The 22,238-nt window shown below is 66.2% G+C and carries 19 protein-coding genes and 1 tRNA gene; 14 read left to right on the top strand and 6 right to left on the bottom strand.

Annotated elements, in window-relative coordinates:
• Positions 1-98 precede the first annotated feature (98 nt).
• The gene (locus CYJ22_RS03000; RefSeq protein ID WP_009054491.1) at positions 99-1,229 is read right to left on the bottom strand and encodes an ABC transporter ATP-binding protein; all 1,131 of its coding nucleotides are present in this window, start codon (positions 1,227-1,229) and stop codon (positions 99-101) included.
• 261 nt (positions 1,230-1,490) lie between these two features.
• Here CYJ22_RS03000 and CYJ22_RS02995 point away from each other — a divergent pair, with 261 nt between their 5' ends.
• From CYJ22_RS02995 to CYJ22_RS02985, 3 genes are all read left to right on the top strand, one after another.
• Positions 1,491-3,413, top strand: a complete 1,923-nt coding sequence (locus tag CYJ22_RS02995) for a serine/threonine-protein kinase (protein ID WP_101600974.1) — start codon at positions 1,491-1,493, stop codon at positions 3,411-3,413.
• A gap of 60 nt (positions 3,414-3,473) precedes the next feature.
• The gene (locus CYJ22_RS02990) at positions 3,474-4,406 is read left to right on the top strand and encodes a DsbA family protein (protein WP_009054478.1); all 933 of its coding nucleotides are present in this window, start codon (positions 3,474-3,476) and stop codon (positions 4,404-4,406) included.
• Positions 4,407-4,634: 228 nt separating this feature from the next.
• Positions 4,635-4,710: transfer RNA gene (locus CYJ22_RS02985), tRNA-Thr, on the top strand.
• Positions 4,711-4,779: 69 nt separating this feature from the next.
• Here the strand turns inward: CYJ22_RS02985 and CYJ22_RS02980 are convergent.
• Positions 4,780-5,490, bottom strand: a complete 711-nt coding sequence (locus CYJ22_RS02980) for a uracil-DNA glycosylase (RefSeq protein WP_101600971.1) — start codon at positions 5,488-5,490, stop codon at positions 4,780-4,782.
• 134 nt (positions 5,491-5,624) lie between these two features.
• Here CYJ22_RS02980 and CYJ22_RS02975 point away from each other — a divergent pair, with 134 nt between their 5' ends.
• Positions 5,625-6,161, top strand: coding sequence for a LytR C-terminal domain-containing protein (locus CYJ22_RS02975; protein WP_101600969.1), 537 nt, complete (start codon positions 5,625-5,627; stop codon positions 6,159-6,161).
• Positions 6,162-7,800: 1,639 nt separating this feature from the next.
• Entirely contained in the window at positions 7,801-9,429 is a 1,629-nt protein-coding gene (gene groL, locus CYJ22_RS02970; protein ID WP_101600967.1) for a chaperonin GroEL, read from the top strand.
• 130 nt (positions 9,430-9,559) lie between these two features.
• Here groL and CYJ22_RS02965 read toward each other — a convergent pair whose 3' ends face one another.
• From CYJ22_RS02965 to CYJ22_RS02950, 4 genes are all read right to left on the bottom strand, one after another.
• A complete protein-coding gene (locus tag CYJ22_RS02965; protein ID WP_101600964.1) occupies positions 9,560-9,853 on the bottom strand; it encodes a WXG100 family type VII secretion target in 294 nt (97 codons plus the stop codon).
• 409 nt (positions 9,854-10,262) lie between these two features.
• Positions 10,263-11,225 (bottom strand): HD domain-containing protein, encoded by a 963-nt coding sequence (locus tag CYJ22_RS02960; protein WP_101600962.1) that lies wholly within the window; start codon positions 11,223-11,225, stop codon positions 10,263-10,265.
• Positions 11,226-11,400: 175 nt separating this feature from the next.
• Entirely contained in the window at positions 11,401-12,867 is a 1,467-nt protein-coding gene (locus CYJ22_RS02955; protein WP_101600960.1) for a sensor histidine kinase, read from the bottom strand.
• A gap of 1 nt (position 12,868) precedes the next feature.
• A complete protein-coding gene (locus CYJ22_RS02950) occupies positions 12,869-13,591 on the bottom strand; it encodes a response regulator transcription factor (protein ID WP_101600958.1) in 723 nt (240 codons plus the stop codon).
• Positions 13,592-13,719: 128 nt separating this feature from the next.
• Here CYJ22_RS02950 and CYJ22_RS02945 point away from each other — a divergent pair, with 128 nt between their 5' ends.
• The 9 genes from CYJ22_RS02945 (at position 13,720) to CYJ22_RS02905 (ending at position 22,220) form a co-directional block, all read left to right on the top strand.
• A complete protein-coding gene (locus CYJ22_RS02945) occupies positions 13,720-14,220 on the top strand; it encodes a PH domain-containing protein (RefSeq protein ID WP_101600955.1) in 501 nt (166 codons plus the stop codon).
• Positions 14,217-15,779 carry a PH domain-containing protein gene (locus CYJ22_RS02940; RefSeq protein WP_101600953.1) on the top strand — a complete coding sequence of 521 codons (1,563 nt, stop codon included), beginning with the start codon at positions 14,217-14,219 and terminating at the stop codon, positions 15,777-15,779. Before CYJ22_RS02945 ends, CYJ22_RS02940 begins: the two co-directional genes overlap by 4 nt.
• 25 nt (positions 15,780-15,804) lie before the next feature.
• Entirely contained in the window at positions 15,805-16,692 is an 888-nt protein-coding gene (locus CYJ22_RS02935; RefSeq protein ID WP_101600951.1) for a Rossmann-like and DUF2520 domain-containing protein, read from the top strand.
• A gap of 132 nt (positions 16,693-16,824) precedes the next feature.
• On the top strand, positions 16,825-17,778 hold the full coding sequence (gene panC, locus CYJ22_RS02930; protein ID WP_101600949.1) for a pantoate--beta-alanine ligase: 954 nt from the start codon (positions 16,825-16,827) through the stop codon (positions 17,776-17,778).
• Complete coding sequence (panD, locus tag CYJ22_RS02925) at positions 17,775-18,209, top strand: aspartate 1-decarboxylase (protein ID WP_101600947.1); 435 nt, start codon at positions 17,775-17,777, stop codon at positions 18,207-18,209. The genes panC and panD overlap by 4 nt, the downstream gene beginning before the upstream one ends.
• 183 nt (positions 18,210-18,392) lie before the next feature.
• Entirely contained in the window at positions 18,393-19,271 is an 879-nt protein-coding gene (locus tag CYJ22_RS02920) for a carbohydrate ABC transporter permease (protein WP_101600944.1), read from the top strand.
• On the top strand, positions 19,258-20,103 hold the full coding sequence (locus CYJ22_RS02915; protein ID WP_101600942.1) for a carbohydrate ABC transporter permease: 846 nt from the start codon (positions 19,258-19,260) through the stop codon (positions 20,101-20,103). Before CYJ22_RS02920 ends, CYJ22_RS02915 begins: the two co-directional genes overlap by 14 nt.
• A gap of 30 nt (positions 20,104-20,133) precedes the next feature.
• Positions 20,134-21,456: an ABC transporter substrate-binding protein gene (locus CYJ22_RS02910; RefSeq protein WP_101600939.1), complete on the top strand. Its 1,323-nt coding sequence runs from the start codon at positions 20,134-20,136 to the stop codon at positions 21,454-21,456.
• A gap of 68 nt (positions 21,457-21,524) precedes the next feature.
• The gene (locus tag CYJ22_RS02905; RefSeq protein WP_101600937.1) at positions 21,525-22,220 is read left to right on the top strand and encodes a PIG-L deacetylase family protein; all 696 of its coding nucleotides are present in this window, start codon (positions 21,525-21,527) and stop codon (positions 22,218-22,220) included.
• Positions 22,221-22,238: the final 18 nt, after the last annotated feature.

Below are 22,238 nucleotides of genomic sequence, written 5' to 3'. Positions count from 1 at the left end.
CCAAGAACACATGCGGGCATAGCGAAACCCCGGCCTCGTCCAGGAGGTACGAGAGGACGAGACCGGGGCCGATTATCGCTGTGCGTGAGCGCTATGCGTCACTCGGGCAGGCGAACACCCGTTGCAGCGGAGAAGTTGTGCTGCTGACCCTCGCGGATGCGCACGTGCAGGACGCCGCCGCGCGCGGGGGCAGTACGCGGGGGAACGCGCACGATCAGCTGCTTGCCGGTGCCCTCGGAGCCGGAGCCCAGGGTCTCGCCCTCGGCGGCGCCGGCCAGGTGGCCGTACACGTAGGCGTCCGAGCCGAGCTCCTCGACGAAGTCGACCTCGACGGGGATGGAGCCGTCGGAGCCGTCTGCAACGACGTCCAGGCCCTCGGGACGGAAGCCGATCTTGATCTTTCCGCCGTCCTCAGCGGTCATCGCGGCGCGGGCGGCCTCGGAGACGCGCACGCGCGCGGGGCCGAGCTTGGCCCACTCGCCCTCGACCGTGAAGGTGCCCAGGTTCATGGCGGGGGAGCCGATGAAGCCAGCGACGAACTCGTTGGCGGGACGCTCGTACATCTCCTGCGGGGTGCCGCACTGCTGGAGGAGGCCGCCGGCGAGGACCGCGATGCGGTCGCCCATCGTCAGAGCCTCGGTCTGGTCGTGGGTGACGTACACGGTGGTGACGCCGAGCTCACGCTGCAGGGAGGCGATCTGAGTACGGGTCTGGACACGCAGCTTCGCGTCCAGGTTCGACAGAGGCTCGTCCATGAGGAACACCTGGGGCTTACGGACAATCGCGCGGCCCATGGCGACACGCTGACGCTGGCCACCGGACAGGGCCTTGGGCTTGCGGTCCAGGTAGGGCTCCAGGTCGAGGATCTTAGCGGCCTCTTCGACGCGCTTGTTGATCTCTTCCTTCGGGGTGCCGGCGATCTTCAGGGCGAAGCCCATGTTCTCGCGCACCGACATGTGGGGGTAGAGAGCGTAGTTCTGGAAGACCATCGCGATGTCGCGGTTCTTCGGCGGAACGTCCGTGACGTCCTTGTCGCCGATGAGGATGCGGCCGGAGTTCACGTCCTCGAGGCCGGCGAGCATACGCAGCGAGGTCGACTTGCCACAGCCGGAGGGGCCGACGAGAACGAGGAATTCGCCGTCCTTGATCTCGAGGTCGAGCTGGTCGACGGCGGGCTTGTCAGAACCCGGGTAGACGCGGGTGGCCTTGTCAAAGGTAACGGTTGCCATGGATTTTTCCTTCCCACCGGCAGGTACGTGCCGGACGATCCGTAGTGGGGTGACCGTGGAGCGTCTTCGCCCACGGAGTGCGAACGCGGATCGTTCCGCGCGCGCGACTAATAGCGAAGTTAGCACGCTCGCTCGCGGGTGTACAGTTCGGGCCACATGATGGATTGACAGTGCGTGTTCGCCCATCTCATTTGGGGACGAGGCCGGGGCCGCCCCGCGCGGGTGGCCGCAGATGGGAGAGGGGCCAGGTAGGCTGAGGGCGTGGAAGAAGGCGAGGAACTGGGCGGCTACAGGCTGATCCGTCGGCTCGGTACGGGCGGGGCGGGGACGGTCTGGCTCGCCGAAGACGGGGGCGGCACGCGTGTCGCCCTCAAAGCCATGCATCCGGCGATGGCCGCCTCGGAGGAGTCGCGTCAGCGCCTGGAACGAGAGACGCGCACGGTGAACTCCGTGCGCTCGCCCTTCGTCGCGCACATCGTCGATGCGGAAACCGAGGCCTCCCAGCCTTTCGTCGTCTCGGAGTACGTGGAGGGCCCAACCCTCGTGGAGATCCTCGTCTCCGGGCCGGTTCCTCTGCGCGGCGTCGCCGCCCTGTCCTACCACTTGGCCTCCACGATCGCGGCCGTTCACCATGCGAACATCATCCACCGCGACATTAAGCCTTCCAACATCATCTGCTCCCCGCGCGGCCCGGTCCTCATCGACTTCGGTATCGCGATGGCGACCTCCGATCAGCACCTGACCAGCACCGGCCTCGTGTCGGGGACGGCCGGGTACACCGCGCCCGAACTGCTCCAGGGCCACGGTGCCACGAAGGAATCGGACTGGTGGGCGTGGTGTGCCACCCTGCTGTCCTGCGCCACCGGGCGCCCGCCGTTTGGAAAGGGCGACGTGTCGGCCACGATGCTGCGCGTCCTCGAAGGGGACCCCGACCTCGCCGGACTGCACCCCATGGTCGCCGACGCGCTCGCGGGGGGACTCGCCCCCGATCCGGACGATCGACCGTCACCTTCCCTGATCGTTGCCGATCTCATGAGTGCCGTCGGGTGGGCTCCCGGCGAGCTTGATTACGTGACCGTGAACTGGGCGCAGCTGCTCGACACGGGCATGCGCACGCAGATGGTGAACTCGGACCCCCAGGAGATCGCCGCGCCTCCCGAGTGGGAGGATGCGGGGCAGCGCCCGGACGCCTCCGGCGCGCGTGCCGTCTCCTATCCGCAGCATCCGCGCCGCGACGCCTCGGAGTTCACCGCGGCCAACGACCATACCGACGTGGTGGACACCGCGTCCGTTGCGCAGGGGTATGGCGACTGGTCCGATGACACCGGGGAAGTTGCCTGGCACGACGACGCCACCGACACCTGGCAGAGCGTCGACGACTCGGATCCCACCGAGGTCATGGCCCCCTACGCTCAGCCTCAGTACCCGGGTCCGCAGGGCGCGTATGATCCCGGTTTTGCCACCGGATACGGGCAGCAGTCCTATCCGCAGGCCGGTGTTGCGGGTGTGCCGATGGGGGCGGGTCCCCAGTGGAACCCCAACCCGGCGATGGGGATGGGCGCCGGTTCGGCGGAGGGGGCCTCGTCCACGGTGAAGGGGACGTGGATCTCTGGCGGTGCGCTGATGGCCCTCCTGGCCTCCCTGCCCTTCCTTTTCGGACTCACCGGATCCATGATCGTGGGGATCGCGCTCACTGCTTTCGGCCTGATCGGTGCTATGTCGCGCTGGCTGTCGCGTCGTCGGATTCTGCGAGGAGCAAAGGCTAGCGACACTGCGGCCGTCATCGCCATGTCGCCGATCCTGCTGGTGCGCTCGATCCTGTCGACGGCGCTCGGCCTCGTCGTCGGGGGCCTCGTTCCGTACGGGATCTGGGCCTTCGTGTCCTACTCGCGCGAGGGGCGCGTCCTGTGGTCATGGCCTGCCGATGTCGTCGCGTCCACCGGTGTTGATCGCACGGACTATTGGCTGAGCGACCCGCGTGGGACGATCGTCGTGTGGGCACTCGCCGCGCTCATGATGCTGACTGCCTGGCTCATGCCGTTTGCTGCCGATCTGAGGGTTGGCGTGTCCACAACGCTGCGCACGATCGTGCGTCCTGCCTGGGGGCGCGGGCTCCTCGCGGTAGGCTGTGGTGCGTTCCTTGCGGGTGCGTGGTTCATCGTCACAGGTGGGCTGCCGCACTAAGCGCGGCCACGCCGCGCCCGATATTCTTGCAACATTCAACTACTTTCGGAAGGTGAGTCCATGGCTCAGAAGAAGAAGCCGGCCGTCGACCCCGTGCGCGCCAAAGCCGCGCAGATGCGCCAGGCGCAGGAGCGCGCTGACCGCCGCACTCGCATCATCGTCATTTCCGCCGTCGCCGCGATCGTCCTCGCGGTCGTCGCAGCCGTCGGCGGTGTGATCTGGAAGCAGCAGGCGCAGGTCAACGCCGCGCGCAACGTCGATGCCTCCGAGGTCCTCGGCCCATACGCTGACGGTCGCCCGATCATCGTCAACGCAAACGGCGTCGTCGCCGAGGCGGATCCGAATCTGCCCACCCTCACCGAATACTTCGACTACACCTGTCACGCGTGCGCCGACCTTGACGCATACATGGGCAAGGACCTCACCACCTGGGCCGCCGAAGGTCACTACAACATTGAGCTCCAGCCGGTCATCACGGTCAACATGGACTACCTGAAGCCCGCGGCCAGCGCATCGCTCGTCGTCGCGCAGAAGGCACCCGACAAGTGGGTGGACTTCCACCACGCACTGCTCGCCTACTTCCGCACCCAGTTCCAGGCCTCCAACGGCACCGTCGTCCAGAACCTCGACGCCTCCTGGAAGCAGGTCAAGGTGATCGCCGCCGAGGTGGGTGTTCCCTCCGATGTTATCGATACCTTCCCGGTCAACGCCGTCGAGGACTACCTCAAGGCATCGACCACCGCCTGGCAGAACGCCGGATACAACGGTCGTAACGGCAGCCTCGGCACCCCCGAGCTGGTCAAGGATCGCTCCACGGTGATCCCGCTCGGCACTCAGCTGGCCGCACTGCGCGAGACCATCGCGCAGGAATACGGCATTACGGATTCCGCATCCCAGGGTGCCACCGAGACCCCGGCCCCCGAGGCCACCGAGCCCTCCCAGAGCGGCACTGACGAAGCCCAGAGCTCGGAGACAACCAACAGCTCCAACTGAGCCTTCGATCAGTGGGGGGTGGGACCGCTTGGCGGTCCCACCCCCCACTTCTTTGATGCCAATCGGAGGTCTCTCAGGTGCAAACCGGCCATCCGCACTCCATCAGAGACACGCATCCTCACCCCTCCAGACCCAACGCCGAGATCCCTCAGCGCCCCTGCTCGGGCTTGTGCAGTATCGGCCCGCCCGCGCGCACGAGCCCCCACCTGTGGCACACTAGTGTCCGCCGCCGGCTTAGCTCAGTTGGTAGAGCAGCTGTCTTGTAAACAGCAGGTCATCGGTTCGAGTCCGATAGCCGGCTCCATGGAGTCCCTCACCGCGGCACCGCAGCCGCAGCCCACCTCGCCCGTTCGGGTGAGGTGCCCCGGCCTCGTCAATGAGAAGTGCCCAGCGACCAATCCACGCCCGTCGCGCCCTGCGCCTCCAGTAGCTGATTCGCGCGCGAAAATGGCTTCGACCCGAAAAAGCCGCGATACGCGGACAGTGGCGACGGGTGCACGGACGCAATAATCGGAGTATTGCCGAGACTGGGCGTGAGCGACTGAGCGTCCTTCCCCCACAGAATCGCCACGAGGGGGGCCCGCGATCCATCCGGCCTTGTCCGGGACACCAGTGCGTCAATCGCGCACTGGGTCACCTCCTCCCAGCCGCGGCCTCGATGCGACGCGGGAGCGCCCGGGCGCACCGTCAACACGCGGTTGAGGAGGCACACGCCCTGCTCGCTCCACGGTGTCAGGTCCCCCGACGTCGGAGCGGGAATACCCATGTCCTCGCTCAGTTCACGGAAAATATTGATGAGCGACTTTGGCAACGCCACACCCGGGTGCACCGAAAACGACAACCCCATGGCGTGCCCCGGGGTCGGATACGGATCCTGCCCAACGATCAGAACTTTCACTCTGTCGAACGGGTACGTGAAGGCGCGGAGAACATCCGTGCCCGCGGGCAGGTAACCGCGCCCCTCCTCGACCTCAGCGGCCAACATCGCGCCCAACTCGTGGACGCGCTCCTCAACCGGTGCGAGCGCTCGAGCCCACCCCGGATCAATCAACTCAGCCAGCGGACGGGGATTGTAATCACTCATAGCACCAGCCTAATGCCGCACAGGCCACGCCACATTCCCCGCGCGCCACCCGCGCCCCACTCTCTCTTTTCCGATAGTCTGAACGCGTGAGTTCTCAGTACCCCAGGGATGAATTTGACCGCGCCGGCGAAGATATGCCCGTCGGCATGCACCGCCCCAAGCCGTCCAGGTGGAAGAACGTGTGGCCCTTCCTGGCCATCCTCGTGATCGTTCCCGCCCTCGGATGGGCAGCGGCGACCGCCCTGTCGCGCCAACAGACCACGACACCTAGCTCGACGCCCACGGCGGTGTCTACGGCGCCCAGCTCCTCCGCGAGCCCCAACACCGCGCCAACGGCCGACGCCACCGCGTCCGCTGAGCCGACTCCCTCCGCGAGTTCCTCGTCCTCCTCGGCCTCCGCCGAGCCTGACCACGGAGCCGTCATCCAGGTCCTCAACGGCACCGGCACCCAGGGATACGCGGGTCAGCAGGCTCAGATCCTGAACCAGGCCGGCTATGCGGGAACCAGCGCCGCAAATGCTGACGGATGGACCACCCAGACCTCCACCGTCTTCTACGAAGACCCGCGCATGGAAGGAACCGCCAAGGACATTGCTTCTAAGCTTGGCATTTCGAGCGTCCGTCAGGAAAGCGGTCTCGGTGATCCCGACATCGTCGTGATCCTGCGCTGACCCTCTCTCGCTGATTGTCTGAGCCGCCCGGCCCCTGTGGGGCTGGGCGGTTTTCGGTTGCGAGCTTACGGAACCGACGCCCACCGGCCCGGCCCCCTGTGGGGCTGGGCGGTTTTGTTGTGCCTAAGTGGCGTGTTGCGCCGCTGGTGTTCCGGGCGCCGAGTGGTGTGTTGTTGGGCCGGGCTGCTTGGTGTGCCCGTGGGCGGCGGCCCGCCCGCGAGCCGTCCGCGCCGCGAGCTTCGCTCGGCGCGTCGCCTCGAAGCCCGGCCAGGCCCCGCCACCGCCCACCGGCACCGCAGCTAGGCCCTCCGGACCCTCCGGCGCCCTCCATGCCAGTGGGGCCTGGTGTGCTGGCGTGTGGTTCGGTGCGTCGCCTCGTTGTCCGGCCAGGCCCCGCTACCCGCGGGCACCGCAGCCTGGCCCTCCACACCGGCGGCGCCCTCCACACCGGCGGCGCCTGGTGTACTGATGCGTGGCTGGCGCGTTGCCCTGAAGCCCGGCCAGGCCCTGCCGCCGCCCACTGGCACCGCAGCCAGGCAACGCCGCGGGCTCTCGCTGTGGCCCCGAAGGGGCTGCGTGAAAGAAAGATCGCCCCTGCATAGCACCGGGCGGTCGTTCGGGGTGCCTCTGTGAAAGAAATATCGCCCCAGCACGGTGAAAATGGTCGAAAATCAGCCATTTTGAGTGTGCGTGGGCGAAAAATATTTCAACCGTGGTGCTGGCCCCCCAGGCAGGGGCGAATAATGTTTCATTCGTGGTGCTGGATCCCCGCGCAGGGGCGAATAATGTTTCAACTGGGGTGCTGGATCCCCGCGCAGGGGTGGCTTTTCTTTCTCGCGCTGGGACGGGGCCGCGTGGGAGGGGTGCTAGATCCCCACGCGGGGACGGTTTTTCTTCCAGTTCTCGGCTCGTTGAGGCGTCACTGATGCCCGCCATGCGCCGCGCGGTGCGGGAGAGGCGACGGCGCGAGAAAACTCGTCCTGCTCGGCCTGGTGTGGGCGCGCGGCCCGAGAGGGGGATGATGTGCGAACTTGGTTCGGAATAGCCAGGCCGACGCTTGCCAGGTGATACCGGGGGCTCCGCTGCTCACCTATCCACTGTCTTGGTTGAAACCGGTGACACGTCCGCCAGTGGATACGGCCGTTTTCATGGCCTCTCCGGCGAGCAGTGGTGTTTGGGGTTTCAAATTCCTGATGATCACCGCCTGTAGAGGTGTCACTGGTTTCATATGACCGTTGCTTGTCCTGTGGGTCGGGCTGGTGTTTGTGCCCACGGGTGTTCCGGGCGCCGGAGGGCCCGGCCGCCCGCGAGGCTAGGCGACCTCACTTCGTTCGGCGCCGCGCCTCGAAGCCCGCCCAGGCCCTCCGGCTCGTCCTTCACCATCCGCACCGGCGCACCTGGTGTACAGGCGCGCTTAGCGAGCCTAGCCTGGTCTCGTCCGTGCGTGTTACGCCCTGAGCGCATCGGACTCATATCGCGCAACCTCGTCTTGCACTCAAGGGTGGCGAGTGCCAAAATCGTAGTTAGCACTCCGACATGGAGAGTGATAAGACCACCGGTTCGATGAGGCCACCTCAAAAGCGTGGCCGTCCGTCGCGGGCATCGAACCCGATCCGCATCGCGGAAGGACACATTTTCAATGAGCAAGATCATCAAGTTTGATGAGGATGCCCGTCGTGGCATGGAGAACGGCCTCAACCTGCTGGCCGACACCGTCAAGGTGACGCTTGGCCCCAAGGGCCGCAACGTCGTGCTCGACAAGAAGTGGGGCGCCCCCACGATCACTAAGGATGGCGTCTCCGTCGCCAAGGAAATCGACCTCGACGATCCGTTCGAGCGCATCGGCGCCGAGCTGGTGAAGGAAGTTGCCAAGAAGACCGACGACGTCGCGGGTGACGGCACCACCACCGCGACCGTTCTGGCTCAGGCGCTGGTCCACGAGGGCCTGCGTAACGTCGCCGCCGGCTCCAACCCGATCGCCCTCAAGCGCGGCATCGACCAGGCCGTCGAGGCCATCGTCGAGCAGCTGCACGCCGACGCCAAGCCCGTCGAGACCACCGAGCAGATCGCTGCCACGGCCTCCATCTCCGCCAATGATCCCGCCATCGGCAAGCTCATCGCCGAGGCTTTCGAGAAGGTCGGCGCCGAGGGCGTCGTCACCGTTGAGGAGACCAACTCCTTCGACACCACCCTGGAGACCACCGAGGGTATGCGCTTCGACAAGGGCTACCTGTCGGCCTACTTCGTGACCGACCAGGAGCGCCAGGAAGCCGTCCTGGAGGACGCCTACGTCCTCCTCATGGACTCCAAGATCTCCAACGTCAAGGACATCGTCCCCGTCCTGGAGAAGGTCATGCAGACCGGCAAGCCCCTCGCTATCATCGCCGAGGACGTCGAGGGTGAAGCCCTTGCCACGCTGGTTGTCAACAAGATTCGCGGCACCTTCAAGTCCGTGGCCGTTAAGGCCCCCGGCTTCGGCGAGCGCCGCAAGGCGATGCTGCAGGACATGGCCATCCTGACGGGTGGCCAGGTCATCTCCGAGACCGTCGGCCTCTCCCTCGAGAACGCTGACCTCGAGCTGCTGGGCCGCGCCCGCAAGATCGTCGTCTCCAAGGATGAGACCACCATTGTCGAGGGCGCTGGCGACAAGGACATGCTGGACGCCCGCGTGCGCCAGATCCGCCAGGAGATCGAGAACACCGACTCCGACTACGACCGCGAGAAGCTGCAGGAGCGCCTCGCCAAGCTCGCTGGCGGCGTCGCCGTCATCAAGTCCGGCGCGGCCACCGAGGTTGAGCTCAAGGAGCGCAAGCACCGCATCGAGGACGCCGTTCGTAACGCTCGCGCGGCTTCCGAAGAGGGCCTGGTCGCCGGCGGCGGCGTCGCCCTGATCCAGGCCGCCACCGTGGCGCTGCCCAAGCTCGACGCCCTCACCGGCGACGAGGCGACCGGCGTCAACATCGTGCGCCTGGCCATCTCCGCCCCGCTCAAGCAGATCGCTGAGAACGCGGGCGTTGAGGGCGGCGTGGTTGCCGACCGCGTTGCGCACATGGAGCCCGGCCACGGCCTGAACGCCGCGACCGGCGAGTACACCGACCTCATGGCCGCCGGCATCTCAGACCCGGTCAAGGTCACCCGTTCCGCGCTGCAGAACGCAGCGTCGATCGCAGGCATGTTCCTGACCACCGAGGCCGTTGTCGCTGACAAGCCCGAGGCTCCGGCCGCCGGTGGCGACGACGCTGGCGCTGGCATGGGCGGCATGTACTGATCCGCTCGGCGTTAAGCTGATCCGCCTGGGGGCGGGACTCGTCAGGGTCCCGCCCCCAGGCGCTTTTCTATGACTGCCTTGATAGGGCCGAGGGCCCGGCGCCGCAGCCGCGACCCTCGTTCAGCGTCCGCTAGACTGCCGCGAACAGCGACGCGGAGTGTGCCTCCGCGTCCGAATAGGTCGCTGCGGCGACCTGCAGTTGCGTGGAGATAGCGTCGAGGGCGTCGTGCGTCTGTGCCTGGATGCCCTGCCACTGGGTGATCGTGGCCTGGAAGTTGACCTGAGCTCCGCCGGTCCAGGAGTCTTGCAAGGCTAAGAGCTGGGCCATCATCGCATCGACTTCGGTGCGAATGGTGGATGCGGTCGTGCAAGCCTGGGCGGAGGCAGCAGCAATTTGTTCGGCGTCGACGGCGTATGCGGTCATGGTGTCACTCCTTTGTGGGACCCCGGGTGGGTCCGTCGACATCGACGCTACGCGCGTGACGACGCGTGATCCAGGCAGAAACGAAGCCCTGTGGATAAACGCCCGCGCCGAAAAGTGCCTGTGGATAGCCCAAGGCGTACCCGTGCTGCTGACGGGCAAGCTACTGGAGGGCCTGGTCGCGGTGCCGGTGGGTGGCGGCAGGGCCAGGGCGGGCCTCGAGATCGACCACTCCGAGCCGCAGGCTCGCGTGTGGCGATCTCGCGGGCGGGCCGCCGCCCACCGGCACACACAGCGGCCCGGTCGGGCGAGGCGGGCTCTGTGGCATGCACAGTGCGCAGGTCCGGCGAGGCGGACCCTGAGGTATGCAGAGCGGCTGGGCCCTGCGGTACGAACAGCAGCCGCGGCCTCGTCAGTCGGAGGTAGGCAGATCCAGGGATTCGACGGCGGACTCGAGGGAGGAGGTCGCCTCCTCGTCCTCGTCCGAGTCGGTATCTTCCTCGATCTTGCGAGGCAGGACGCCGGTCGAGGTGACCTCGTCCTCCACGGAGGCGACGGGCACACACTTCTTGATCGAGCGGCGCTTGATGATCAGCGTGCCGGTCGTCGTCGTGGAGTCCTCCACGACCTCGTCGGTGTCGTCCGTGTCCTCGGGTTCCTCGGCGTCCTCGGTCTGGGCGGCCTGGCATAGCTGGGCCTTCTCGCGCTCGAGGCGGGTCAGCTCGACCTCGAGGTTTGCGCGGGCGGTGTCTTCCCACGCGGAGCCGAGGGGGGACTGGTAGATCGTTTCGTAGCTCAGGAGCTTCTTCACGAGCGCCATGCGCGCCTTGGTGAACTGCAGATCATCGAGCTCGCCGAGTTCGGCGCGCAGCGACGTGCGCAGCTTCTTGTAGTCCTGGGGGCTACAGGCCAGGCCCGCCAGATCGGCGTCGACGAGCACCTGCGCGTCGAAGTCCGTGCGCGGCGCGCGGTGGCGTGTCAGGAAGGCAATGAGTTCGTCGATGCGTGCGACGACATCCTCGGGCACGCCGAGGTTGGTGAGGCGGTTGTGCGCGTGGTCGATGCATCGGGTGGCGGCGAAGTTCGCCTGGAACCCGCCAAGCTTGATCTCGAGCGCCTTGTTGAGGAAGGCGCCGTGGTACCACGCGGCGACGCGCAGGATGTCGGGATCGTGCGCGGACGACGAGATTTCATCGATGTGGGTGAGCGTGTTCATGAGCCGACGCAGGTTGTGCATCTGGCGTTCGGGCGCGCTCCAGCGTTCCGCGAGGTCGACGCTCTCTTTTTCGAGGTCGGACTGGGTCGCGGTTGCGCCGATTTGCTGCATGGCGTCAACGAAAGACGTCAGCAGCCACTGAGGTGCTTGAGCACCCATGGGCCACTCTCCTTGCTGAGGAATACCCGAGCCATGCTAGTGCGCTTTTGAGCGAAGGTCACGTTCGTTGGTAAAAAATCGGGGAAAATCCCGATGGATTTCGTGAAACTGTCAGGGGAGAAATGGCGAAAACTGAGCGAAAAAGCCGTGTGTGCTGACCGGTACGTTACGTCTTTCACGCTGTGGGGAGTTCGATGCGAACGGTGAGGCCGCCGCCTTTTGTTTTGGTGAGCGATGCGTTGCCCTTGTGAGCTGCGAGGATGCCGGAGACGATCGCGAGGCCGAGGCCGGAGCCGCCGGATTTTCGGTTGCGTGAGGTATCCGCACGGTAGAAGCGTTCGAAGACGCGTCCGCGGTCAGTTTCATCGATGCCGGGTCCGTGGTCGCGCAGTTCGACGATGGCGGTGTCGCCGCTGCGTCCGAGGGCGATTTCGACGGGGGAGCCTTCGGGGGTGTAGCGCACGATGTTGCCGATGAGGTTGGTGAAGACCTGCGAGATGCGGTCGCGGTCGCCGGGGACGATGAGGGTCATCGGGGGAGTGCGGCTGTTGATGCCGGTGAGCCCAACCGTGCGCGTGGGGTCGAGGGCTTGGAGGTCGAAGACGGCGTTATCGGCGAGCTTGACGAGGTCGATGTCGGTGATCTCGAGGGGGCGGCCTTCGTCGAGGCGGGCGAGGGTGAGGAGGTCTTCGACGAGGGTGGCCATGCGAGAGGATTCGGAGGCGATGCGCCCCATGACTTCCTCGATGCGCTCGGCGGGTACGCCGCCCATGGCGTAGAGCTCGCAGTAGCCGGAGATGGCTGCGAGAGGAGTGCGTAGCTCGTGGGAGGCATCGGAGACGAATCGTTTGATCTTTTGTTCCGAGGCCTGGCGGGCTTCGAAGGATTGCTCGACCTGGGTGAGCATGGCGTTGAGGGAGAGTGAGAGCGAGCCGACCTCGGTCGTGGGAGGGTGCGGGGTGACGCGTTTGGTGAGGTCACCGGCGGCGATCTTTCCGGCGGTGGATTCGATGGAACGCAGGGGCAGGAGTGCGCGGCGTACGAGGACGCGCCCGGTCCAGCCCCCGATGAGGACGATGATGATGCCGGCGACCGAGAAGTACGAGGCCGTGGTGCGCAGGGTGTGCTGCATGTCCGACAGGGGTAGGGCGATCGTCATGTATCCGGAGAACTGGCCGGAGTGCTGGTCGTACACGGGGACGACGAGGGCGCGCCAGCCGAGGCCGGCCCTGGAAGAGGAGACGGTGACCGGGATGGTACGGAAGGATGAGACAGGCGCGGAGCTTGTGTCGACGAGTTCGGGCAGCTGGGGCTTGCCCGAGGCCTTGAGGGTGTCCTCGGAGTAGAAGTAGCGGTCGCCCCCGTCGGTGCCATGGATATGGATGTAGTAGAGGGTGGGGATGCCGCCCTGGCCGTCGGCGGAGAACGTCGCCGCCGATCCGGAGATCTGCATGGTGTGAGCTGTGGCGACGAGCTGGTCGTCGATCTGAGAGGTGAGGTGGCGCTGGAGGAGGCCGATCATGACTGTGCCGGACAGGGACAGTCCGATGGCCAGGAGTAGCGTGATCAGCGTGACGAGCTGCGCGGATAGCGGCTTGGAGTCCCACCATGCCTCGATGCGTTGAGCCAGGCCGGGGCGCACGTCAGTCCTCAGCGCGCAGGATGTAGCCGACCCCGCGCTTGGTGTGGATCAGCTCTCCGGAGGCCCCCTCGACGGCGAGCTTTCGCCGCAGGTAGGAGATGTAGGACTCGACGATGGCGACTTCGCCGTCCCAGTCGTATTCCCACACGTGGTCGAGGATCTGCATCTTGGAGACGACGCGACCCGCGTTGATGACGAGGTAGCGCAGGAGCTTGAACTCGGTGGGGGACAGGTCGATGGGGATGCCGGCGCGCGTGACTTCGTGGGCGTCCTCGTCGATGACGAGGTCTCCGACGCGCAGGAAGGCGTCGTCTTCTTCGGCGCCCATGGTGCGGCGCAGGATGGCGCGGATGCGGGCGACGACCTCTTCGAGGCCGAAGGGCTTGGTGACGTAGTCGTCGCCGCCGACGGTCAGGCCCTGGATCTTGTCGCGCATGTCGTCGCGCGCGGTGAGGAAGAGGACCGGGGTGGTGATGCCGGCGTCGCGCAGGCGCCTGGTGACGGTGAAGCCGTCCATGTCGGGGAGCATGACGTCGAGGACGATGAGGTCGGGGCGCGAGGCCTGGGCTTCGTGAAATGCGCCGCTGCCGTCCTCGGCGGTGACGACGTCGAAGCCTGCGAAGCGCAGGGAGGAGGCGAGGAGGTCGCGGATGTTGGGTTCGTCGTCGACGACGAGGAGTTTTGCTTCAGTTCCCGGGGTGCTCATACGACTAGTGTCGCCCATGTGTCTGAATGTTTCCTGTGAGGTAGGTGGGAGTGATGGTGCTGCTCCTGTTTGCTTCGTCACCTCGGTTGGTCGCGCAGCGATACAGGATAAGAAAAGGCGCGGAAAAGATGTGCAAGAATTGAAGCATGCCATCCCAGAACTCAGCAGACGTCATGTCTCCCGACGGCGTCGAATTCCAGCACGTGTCCCCCAAACTCGCGACCCTGCGCCTCGGAAACGCCCTCGCCCTGTGCGGCGCCCTGTGCGGCGCGATCTCTGGCCTCGTCCTCATCGTCGACATCCCGGCGCTGTGGTGGCTCATGCTCGTGCCCGCCGCCATCGCCCTCCTCTGCCTGTGGCTCGTGCCCGCCCAGGTGCGTGCCCTGCGCTACGCCCTGGCCGACACGGACTTCGTCATCCGCCGCGGCGTCTTCAATCGATCGCTGACCCTCGTGCCCTACGGCCGCATCCAGTACGTCGACATCTACCAGGGGCCCATCCTGCGCCTGCTTGGTATCTCCACGATCAAGCTGTCGACCGCGAGCGCGAAGACCGACGCGACGCTGAGCGGTGTGCCCGTCGCGGATGCGGCGCGCCTGCGCGACGTCCTGGCGGAGCGCGGTTCGGCGGAGCTGATGGGCCTATGAGCACGGACCTCTCCTCTGACGGCATCGCCCCCGAGGACTGGAAGCCGCTTCACCCGCTCACCTACTTCCCCCGCGTCGCGGGAAGCGTCACGGGTATCGTCGGTGCGGTGTCCCTGAGCAATGCGTCCGCGATTGAACGCATGCTCAACGGTGAGACGCCCGCGTGGCTCGCAACCACCGGCATCTTCCTCGGTCTTGTGATGATTGCGGGCGTTGTTCTCGCCATCGCGGGCGCGTACTGCTACCTGTCGTGGACGAAGACCCGCTACGCGGTGAGTAACACGGCGATTTGGTATCGCGCAGGTATCCTCCAGCGCACTCAGCGTCACGCGCGGCTGTCGCGCATCCAGACGATTAACGTGTCCTACTCGCTCGTGGGGCGGATCCTGGGTCTGGGCTATCTGGACATTGAGGTTGCTGGCGGTGGGGATTCGAGCATCAAGCTCGGTCTGCTCAATTCTCGTCGCCTCGAGGAGCTGCGCGCGCTCCTTCTCGCGCTCGCTTCGGGCGCGATCGACGAGGTCGTGGATCCTTCCGCTGATTCTGTGGCTGCGACGCTGGGGACCCGCACGGGTGCCTCCCCGCTCGAGGCGCCCGCGCGCCCCGTCTTCAAGGTCGGCTTTGGCAAGCTTCTGGTCTCGATGCTGGCGACCATCGACAACGTGATTGCCCTGTTCTTCGGCGTCTTCCTCCTGGGTCTTAACGGCTTCCTTGTGGGTGTCGTCGGGGTGACGTCGATCATGAGTTTCCTGGGCATCCTGGCGGGCGCGTTCAGCCTCCTGGCGGGCGTCTGGGCGCGTTTCGATCGAGAGTTTGGCTTTACCGCGGCGATCGCGGCCGACGGCGTGCGCATCAACCGAGGCCTGACGGCTCGCCGTCACGTGACGATCCCTCCGGGGCGCATTCACGCCATCGAGGTGACGCAGCCGCTGATCTGGCGACTGTTTGGCTGGTATCGCGTGGAGATCACGCAGGCCGGCAACGCGGCGCACACGACGGACGAGAAGAATAAGGGCATGCAGGTCGACGTGGCCTCCGACGTGCTGCTTCCCGTCGGTAGCCGCGTGGAGGTCATCCAGGCGATTGCGATGGCGATTCCCGACCTGGGGGTCGATGATCCCGACGGCTTCCTCGAGTCCCTTCGCGTGGGTACGGGCGAGGACCGCTGGATGACACCGATTCCGCGCAGCGCCAGGATTCTGGATCCTCTCGTGTACAAGCGCCGAGCCTTCGGCCTGACCGATGCCGTGTTTGTGATCCGCGACGGCTTCTTCAACCTGCGTTTCTCGATCATTCCGCTGACGCGCATCCAGTCGGTGTCCCTGCATCAGGGACCCATTCAGCGCTGGCGCCACGTCGCCTCGGTGCGCGCCGCGCTGGTCCCCGGACCGGTGGCGTCCATGGCCGAGCACGTCGAGGCGGGCCGTTCCGTGGAGCTGTGGGCGCAGCTGTCCCAGGCCTCGAAGGTCCGTCGCGAGGCCGAGGCACCCGAGCGCTGGCTCTCTCGCGTCACCGAGATCGTCGAGGCGACCTCGCAGCGTGCGGAGGGCGACAAGTAGAGCGCTGATCGGTGACAATGGAGGCATGAGTACCCCCGGACGCCTCGGTATCGGCATCATCGGCATGGGCCACGTCGGGCCCGTCATCGGCTCCGCGCTGCGCGCGGTCGGGCACCAGATCGTCGCCGTCTCCGCGTCGTCGGAGGCATCGCGCGAGCGCGCCGACGCGATGCTCCCCGGCGTGCCGATCACCACACCCGAGGAGGTCGTGCGACGCTCCGAGGTGGTCATCGTGGCCGTTCCTGACGACCAGATCGGCCCCCTCGTGAGCGGCCTGGCCGACCTGGGCGCCTGGCAGAGTGGGCACATCGTCATTCACCTGTCGGGTGCTTCCGGCGTGGGGCTGCTCGGTGCCGCCGCGGGAGCGGGGGCGATCCCGCTCGCCATCCACCCGGCGATGACGTTCACCGGCACCAGCGTTGACGTGGCGCGCCTCGTGGGCACGCCCTTCGCGGTGACCGCCGCCGCTCCCTTCCTGCCGATCGCTCAGGCCCTCGTCGTCGAAATGGGCGGTGAGCCCGTCGTCGTCGCCGAAGAAGACCGCCCCCTCTACCACGCGGGCCTCGCCCACGGCGCCAACTTCATCGCCGGCATCACCGTGCAGACGACCCGAATCCTTGCCGAGGCCGGCATCGAGAACCCCGCTCTGTACGTGCGCCCGCTTCTCGAGGCCGCGCTTGACCGAGCCCTCACCGAGGGGGTTGCGGGTATCTCCGGGCCCGCCGCCCGCGGGGACGCAGGAACGATCACCGCGCACGCCCGCAGCCTCGGGGCCAGGGAAGGTCTCTCGGGGGAACGCGACACCTACGCGGACATGACCCGCGCCCTCACCCGTCTGCTGCGCGACGCTCGTCTCCTCGATGAACGGGCCGCCACCAGCGTCGAGGCCGCCCTCCTCGACCCGGGCGCCTGATACCCACACACCCAACGAGCCCAAAACGCGGGAGAGAGAACGAGCGCAACCCCGGCCTCGTCGCAAAAACACGAGGCGTGAGGAAAGCGACTCTATTACGCGCTGGCGGGCCGAAGTTGCAAGAATAGAAACATGACCCATCGCCCTGTCCTCACCCACACGCGCGCCGAGCTGGCAGACGCCCTGTCGCGCCTGCCCGGCACGAAGGCCCTCGTGATGACCATGGGTGCCCTCCACTCCGGGCACCTGCAGCTCGTGCGCGAAGCCCGCGAACTGGCCGATCACGTGATCGTCACGATCTTCGTCAACCCGACGCAGTTCGCGCCCGGCGAGGACTTCGATGCCTACCCGCGCACCCTGGACGCGGACATGGACGCGCTCGAGACGGTGGGGGCGGACCTCGTGTGGGCGCCCGCGCCCCAGGACGTGTACCCCACGCCCGCGACCGTGACAATCGACCCGGGCCCCATCGCGCGCGTTCTCGAGGGCAAGACGCGCCCCACGCACTTCGCGGGCGTCGCACTCGTGTGCACCAAGGTCGTCAACCTCGTGCGCCCCGACGTGGCCCTGTACGGACAGAAGGACGCCCAGCAGCTGGCAGTCCTGCGCACCGTCTTCGCCCAGCTGGACATCCCCGTGCGTGTTCACCCCGTGCCGATCGTGCGCGCCGAGGACGGGGTCGCCCTGTCCAGCCGCAACCAGTACCTGAGCGACGATGAGCGCATCCGGGCCCGTGCCCTCTCGCGTGCGCTTCGTCGCGGCGCCGAGGTCGCCGAGGCCGGGGCCACGCCCGCGCAGATCGTCGCCGAGTGCCGCTCGGTGATCGACGCCGAGGGTGGCATCGACCTGGACTACATTGCGCTCGTGGACGCGGGGACTTTCGAGATCCTCGCTGGCACCGAGTCCGTGCCCGTCGGCGAAGGCGCGGCCGCGCCCACGATCCTGTCTGACGGCTCGCGCGAGGGACGCATCCTCATCGCCGCCAAGGTGGGCACGACGCGCCTCATCGACAACATGGAGGTGCCGCTGCGCGACGCCTCCGGTCCTGACGCTCGCTTTGCTGAGCGCGCGGGGGACCTCGCATGATGGAAATGACCCGCGAGATGGCGATCGGCAAGATTCATCGAGCCGTCGTCACCGGCGCCGACCTGCACTACGTCGGCTCGATCACGGTGGACGAGGACCTGCTGGACGCCGCGAACATCGTTCCCGGGCAGAAGGTCGACATCGTCGACGTCAACAACGGCGAGCGACTCTCGACCTACACGATCGCGGGCGAGCGAGGCAGCGGCACGATTCAGCTCAACGGCGCGGCCGCCCACAAGGTGACCGTCGGTGACCTCGTCATTATCATGGCCTACGCCCAGGTGCCCGAATCCCTGGTACGTACGATGAAGCCCTCCGTCGTCTTCGTTGACGAGTCCAACAAAATCGTGAGCGCTGGCGACCACGCGGGAAGCGTCCCCGAGGACTCGCCCCGTGCCCGCGAGTTGGGGCTCAAGAGCTCCGGCGTCTGATTGACGTGCCGACGGGAGCGTCCACTCACTCGAGTGGGCGCTCCCTCGTTTTCGCTTCGTTTCGTGCACCTTTGCTCGCGTGACGGCCTGCGTTGTTCACAATTGTCCATACCTTGTCGTCGCCCGGCGCTGATGCGCCCGTCACACCTATCCTCGAAGAACCGTACGAAAGGATGGTGGGGCATGAGCAAGCGAGCGTTGAGGGCGCGCCACGCACTCGTCGGATACGCGTTCCTGTCGCCCGCCCTCATCGGCGTCCTCATCTTCATGGTTGTGCCCATCGGCGTCATCATGTGGGTGAGCCTGTACCGGTGGGACCTCATCGGAGATACGCGATACGTGGGCCTGGCCAACGTCACGAACGTGCTGAGCGACCCGGCCTTCCTGTCGTCCCTGCGCACGACGATTCTCTTCGTCCTCCTCGTCGTCCCCATCCAGATCATCCTGGGCCTCCTCCTTGCGAACCTGCTGACGAAGGGCGTGCGAGGGACCGTCGTCTATCGCACGCTCATCGTCATCCCGTGGATCGCGCCTCCGCTGGCCCTCGGCGTTGTGTGGTCGTGGATCTTCGCCCCCACCGGTGGTCTTCTTTCCGCGCTGGCGGGCACGCGACTAGAAATTCTCGTATCGCCCACCTGGGCCCTACCAGCGGCGGCTTTCGTCGTCGTCTGGTCGAACGTGGGGTACACGGCGCTCTTCTTCATCGCCGGATTGCTCGCGATCCCGCGCGAGCTCACCGAGGCCGCGACCGTGGATGGGGCCTCCTCTGCGCAGGTGTTCTGGCACATCAAGATGCCCCTCCTGCGCCCGACCTTCTTCTTCGTCTCGGTCACCTCCGTGATCTCGGTCTTCAACGTTTTCGACCAGATCTACGCCCTGACCAAGGGAGGCCCATCCGGCTCCACCGAGGTCCTCGCCTACCTGATCTACAAGGAGGCCTTCGAGACCGGAAACGTCGGCCGCGCCGCAGTCATGGCGTGCGTGATGATGCTGCTCCTCATGGGATTGACGCTGGCCCAGAACCTGTACTTCCGGAAGAGGACCACGTATGAGCTCGTCTAAGTCGCACTCGCGTCGGCCCTGGTGGTCGACCCTGGGGATCTACGCGGGGCTGTCGCTGGCCGCGTTCATCATGGTCGTCCCGCTCCTCTTCAGCTTTGTCACGGCCTTTAAATCGCCGCAGGACTTCGCCTCGCACTCACCCTTCGCGCTCCCCTCGCCGCCCTCCCTGGCCTCGTTCCAGGCGATCCTGACGGGACGAGTCAACTTCGGTGACGCGATTATCACGACGCTCCTCGTGGTCGTGGTGATGGTCGTCGGGCAGCTGGTGTCCTCCGTTCTGGCCGCCTACGCGTTCGCCCGCATCGAGTTCCCCGGACGCGAAGTCATCTTCTGGCTCTTCCTGGGCACCATGATGATTCCGGCGTCGGTCCTCGTCATCCCGCTCTACCTCATGATGGCGAAGATGGGGCTTAACAACACCTTCTGGGGCATCGTCCTGCCCTTCGTGTTCGCCTCGCCCTACGCGGTATTCCTGCTGCGTCAGTCGTTCCGTCAGATTCCCCAGGAAATCATCGACGCGGCGACCATGGACGGCGCCGGGCAGATGCGCATCCTCTTCTCCATCGTCGTTCCCGTGTCGAAGCCGATCATTTCGACACTCGTGCTCATCACGGTTGTGAGCCAGTGGAACTCATTCATGTGGCCGCGGATCATCGCCGCGACCAGGCCACGCGTCCTCACGGTTGCGACGGCCGCGCTGCAGAGCCAGTACAACGCGAATTGGACGTACGTCATGGCAGCGACGACCATCGCGCTCGTTCCCCTGATCGCTCTGTTCATCGTCTTTCAACGACACATCGTTGAATCGATTGCCCTGACGGGCATCAAGTAACAACACAACCCATCACAACTGGAGGTCTTCATGAAAAGGCGTTTTATTACCGCTACCGCTCTGATTGGTGCCGCGTCGATGCTGATGGCCGCCTGCTCGCAGGGTGGCAGCGCGTCGAGCGAGGCGGGCACGTCCCTGACCCTGCGTCTGTGGGATGATCAGGCTGCCCAGGCATACGAGGCGGCGCTCCCCGCGTTCACCGAGGAAACGGGGATCACGGTCAACGTCGAGGTCGTCCCGTGGTCGGACTACTTCACGGGCCTGCGTTCTGAGCTCGCCGCGGGCACCGGACCGGATGTCTTCTGGTCCAACACGAACAACTACACCGAGTACGCCCGCGGCGGCAAGATCGTCAACATTGACGAGGAGTTCCCCGCCTCCGAGCGCGACGGCTGGCTTCAGGGCGCCATCGATCAGTACACGGTTGATGGAAAGCTCTACGGCGTCCCGGTCCTCACTGACCCGTCGATCGCGGTGTACTACAACAAGTCGCTGCTGGACGCGGCCGGTGTGAGCATCGAGGACCTGCAGAACCTGTCGTGGGACCCGAGCGCCTCCACCGACTCTCTGCGGGAGATCACCCGCAAGCTGACGCTGGACTCGTCGGGCCGCAACGCGGCTGACCCCGCCTTCGACGCGGACCACATCGTCCAGTACGGATACAACGCCGCGCTGGATGGCCAGGCGATGTTCATTCCGTACCTGGGCTCGGCCGGCGCCACCCTGCAGGACGAGAGTGGGCACTTTACGTTTGCGAGCCCCGAGGGCGACGCCGCGGTCGGCTACCTGGTGGACCTGATCAACAAGGAGCACGTGGCCCCCTCGGCGGCCGACACGAACGACAACGGCGACTTCAGCCGCGACCAGTTCCTGCAGGGCAAGATCGCTCTGTTCCAGTCCGGTTCCTACAACCTGGCGAACGTGGCCGAGGGCGCGTCCTTCGAGTGGGGCCTGGCTCCCCAGCCGAAGGGTCCCGCCGGTGCCGTGACGGTCGGTAACTCCGTCGTCGCCGCCGGTTCGACGGCGAGTGCGAACCCCGAGGCTCAGCACAAGCTGCTGGCGTGGCTGGCTGGTAAGGACGGCGGTGCCGCACTGGGCAAGACGGGCGCCGGCTTCCCTGCGAACGAGCAGGCCCAGGCGACGTGGACCGCGTACTGGTCGGACAAGGGCGTCGACACTTCGGTGATGGCGAAGACTCCTTCGGGCACGATCATGGCTCCCTTCGGTGCGAAGCTGGGCGCGGCAATGGACGCGTACAACGGCGTGCTCAAGGAGGTTTTCCTGGGACGCACCGGCGTGCATGAGGGCGTCCAGGCTGCTCAGGACGCCGCCAACGCGGCGATTGATCAGTAGTCGTCACAGATTTGCGATAGGTGCCGGCGGGACAGGTTCTCGCCGGCGCCTCACTAAGGAGAACGCGAATGGATACCGTGCTGGGCATTTACGCTCACCCCGATGATGCGGACGTGGATGCGGGCGGGACACTCGCTCGCTTCGTGCGCGAAGGATCGAGGGTCGTCGTCGCAGTCGTCACAGACGGTGATGCGGGAGGTTCCGACCAGGATCTGCATCAGCAGATGGGGGAGTTTCGTCGCGATGAACAGCGCCGCGCGTGCGAGCAACTGGGCGTGACGGAACTCGTCTTCTTCGACGGCTACCCCGACGGCATGGTGATCCCATCCCACGGCCTCGTGCGCGATATCGTCGCCCTCATTCGGCGCGTGAAGCCGAACCTGATCCTCACCCTCTCACCCGAATACAACTGGTCGTCCATCTACGCCAATCACCCGGACCACCGGGCCGTGGGCGCCGCGGTCACGGACGCCGTCTACCCGGCCGCGCGTAACCCCTTCGCGTTCCCCGAGCTGCTCGACGAGGGCCTGGACCCCCACGTCGTCGAAGAGGTGTGGTTCCAAGGTGGCCCGTCGACGAACCATGTTGTCGAGCTGGACCAGGCAGACGTCGAGGCCAAAGTCAGGGCGGTTCGCGAGCACGCCACCCAATTCGACGACCTCGACCGGATGGAGTCATGGATCCGACAGGGTACCCGCGACGTGGGGCACCCCCACGGCTACGCAGGGGGAGAAGAATTCTTCCGCTGGGACACCCGCGGGTGATGACCCGGTAGTCGGCCT

Origin of the sequence: Schaalia odontolytica, assembly GCF_002847525.1 — a bacterium.
Lineage (GTDB): Bacteria > Actinomycetota > Actinomycetes > Actinomycetales > Actinomycetaceae > Pauljensenia > Pauljensenia odontolytica_B.
Note: the sequence above shows the minus strand (reverse complement) of the source record. Positions and strands in the feature narration are given on the sequence as shown.

What these genes read in the sequence shown, in the direction of transcription:
- CYJ22_RS03000 (WP_009054491.1), bottom strand. Translation starts at nt 1,229, where the DNA reads ATGGCAACCGTTACCTTTGACAAGGCCACCCGCGTCTACCCGGGTTCT.
- CYJ22_RS02990 (WP_009054478.1), top strand. Translation starts at nt 3,474, where the DNA reads ATGGCTCAGAAGAAGAAGCCGGCCGTCGACCCCGTGCGCGCCAAAGCC.
- CYJ22_RS02980 (WP_101600971.1), bottom strand. Translation starts at nt 5,490, where the DNA reads ATGAGTGATTACAATCCCCGTCCGCTGGCTGAGTTGATTGATCCGGGG.
- CYJ22_RS02975 (WP_101600969.1), top strand. Translation starts at nt 5,625, where the DNA reads ATGCCCGTCGGCATGCACCGCCCCAAGCCGTCCAGGTGGAAGAACGTG.
- groL (WP_101600967.1), top strand. Translation starts at nt 7,801, where the DNA reads ATGAGCAAGATCATCAAGTTTGATGAGGATGCCCGTCGTGGCATGGAG.
- CYJ22_RS02965 (WP_101600964.1), bottom strand. Translation starts at nt 9,853, where the DNA reads ATGACCGCATACGCCGTCGACGCCGAACAAATTGCTGCTGCCTCCGCC.
- CYJ22_RS02960 (WP_101600962.1), bottom strand. Translation starts at nt 11,225, where the DNA reads ATGGGTGCTCAAGCACCTCAGTGGCTGCTGACGTCTTTCGTTGACGCC.
- CYJ22_RS02950 (WP_101600958.1), bottom strand. Translation starts at nt 13,591, where the DNA reads ATGGGCGACACTAGTCGTATGAGCACCCCGGGAACTGAAGCAAAACTC.
- CYJ22_RS02945 (WP_101600955.1), top strand. Translation starts at nt 13,720, where the DNA reads ATGCCATCCCAGAACTCAGCAGACGTCATGTCTCCCGACGGCGTCGAA.
- CYJ22_RS02940 (WP_101600953.1), top strand. Translation starts at nt 14,217, where the DNA reads ATGAGCACGGACCTCTCCTCTGACGGCATCGCCCCCGAGGACTGGAAG.
- CYJ22_RS02935 (WP_101600951.1), top strand. Translation starts at nt 15,805, where the DNA reads ATGAGTACCCCCGGACGCCTCGGTATCGGCATCATCGGCATGGGCCAC.
- panC (WP_101600949.1), top strand. Translation starts at nt 16,825, where the DNA reads ATGACCCATCGCCCTGTCCTCACCCACACGCGCGCCGAGCTGGCAGAC.
- panD (WP_101600947.1), top strand. Translation starts at nt 17,775, where the DNA reads ATGATGGAAATGACCCGCGAGATGGCGATCGGCAAGATTCATCGAGCC.
- CYJ22_RS02920 (WP_101600944.1), top strand. Translation starts at nt 18,393, where the DNA reads ATGAGCAAGCGAGCGTTGAGGGCGCGCCACGCACTCGTCGGATACGCG.
- CYJ22_RS02915 (WP_101600942.1), top strand. Translation starts at nt 19,258, where the DNA reads ATGAGCTCGTCTAAGTCGCACTCGCGTCGGCCCTGGTGGTCGACCCTG.
- CYJ22_RS02910 (WP_101600939.1), top strand. Translation starts at nt 20,134, where the DNA reads ATGAAAAGGCGTTTTATTACCGCTACCGCTCTGATTGGTGCCGCGTCG.
- CYJ22_RS02905 (WP_101600937.1), top strand. Translation starts at nt 21,525, where the DNA reads ATGGATACCGTGCTGGGCATTTACGCTCACCCCGATGATGCGGACGTG.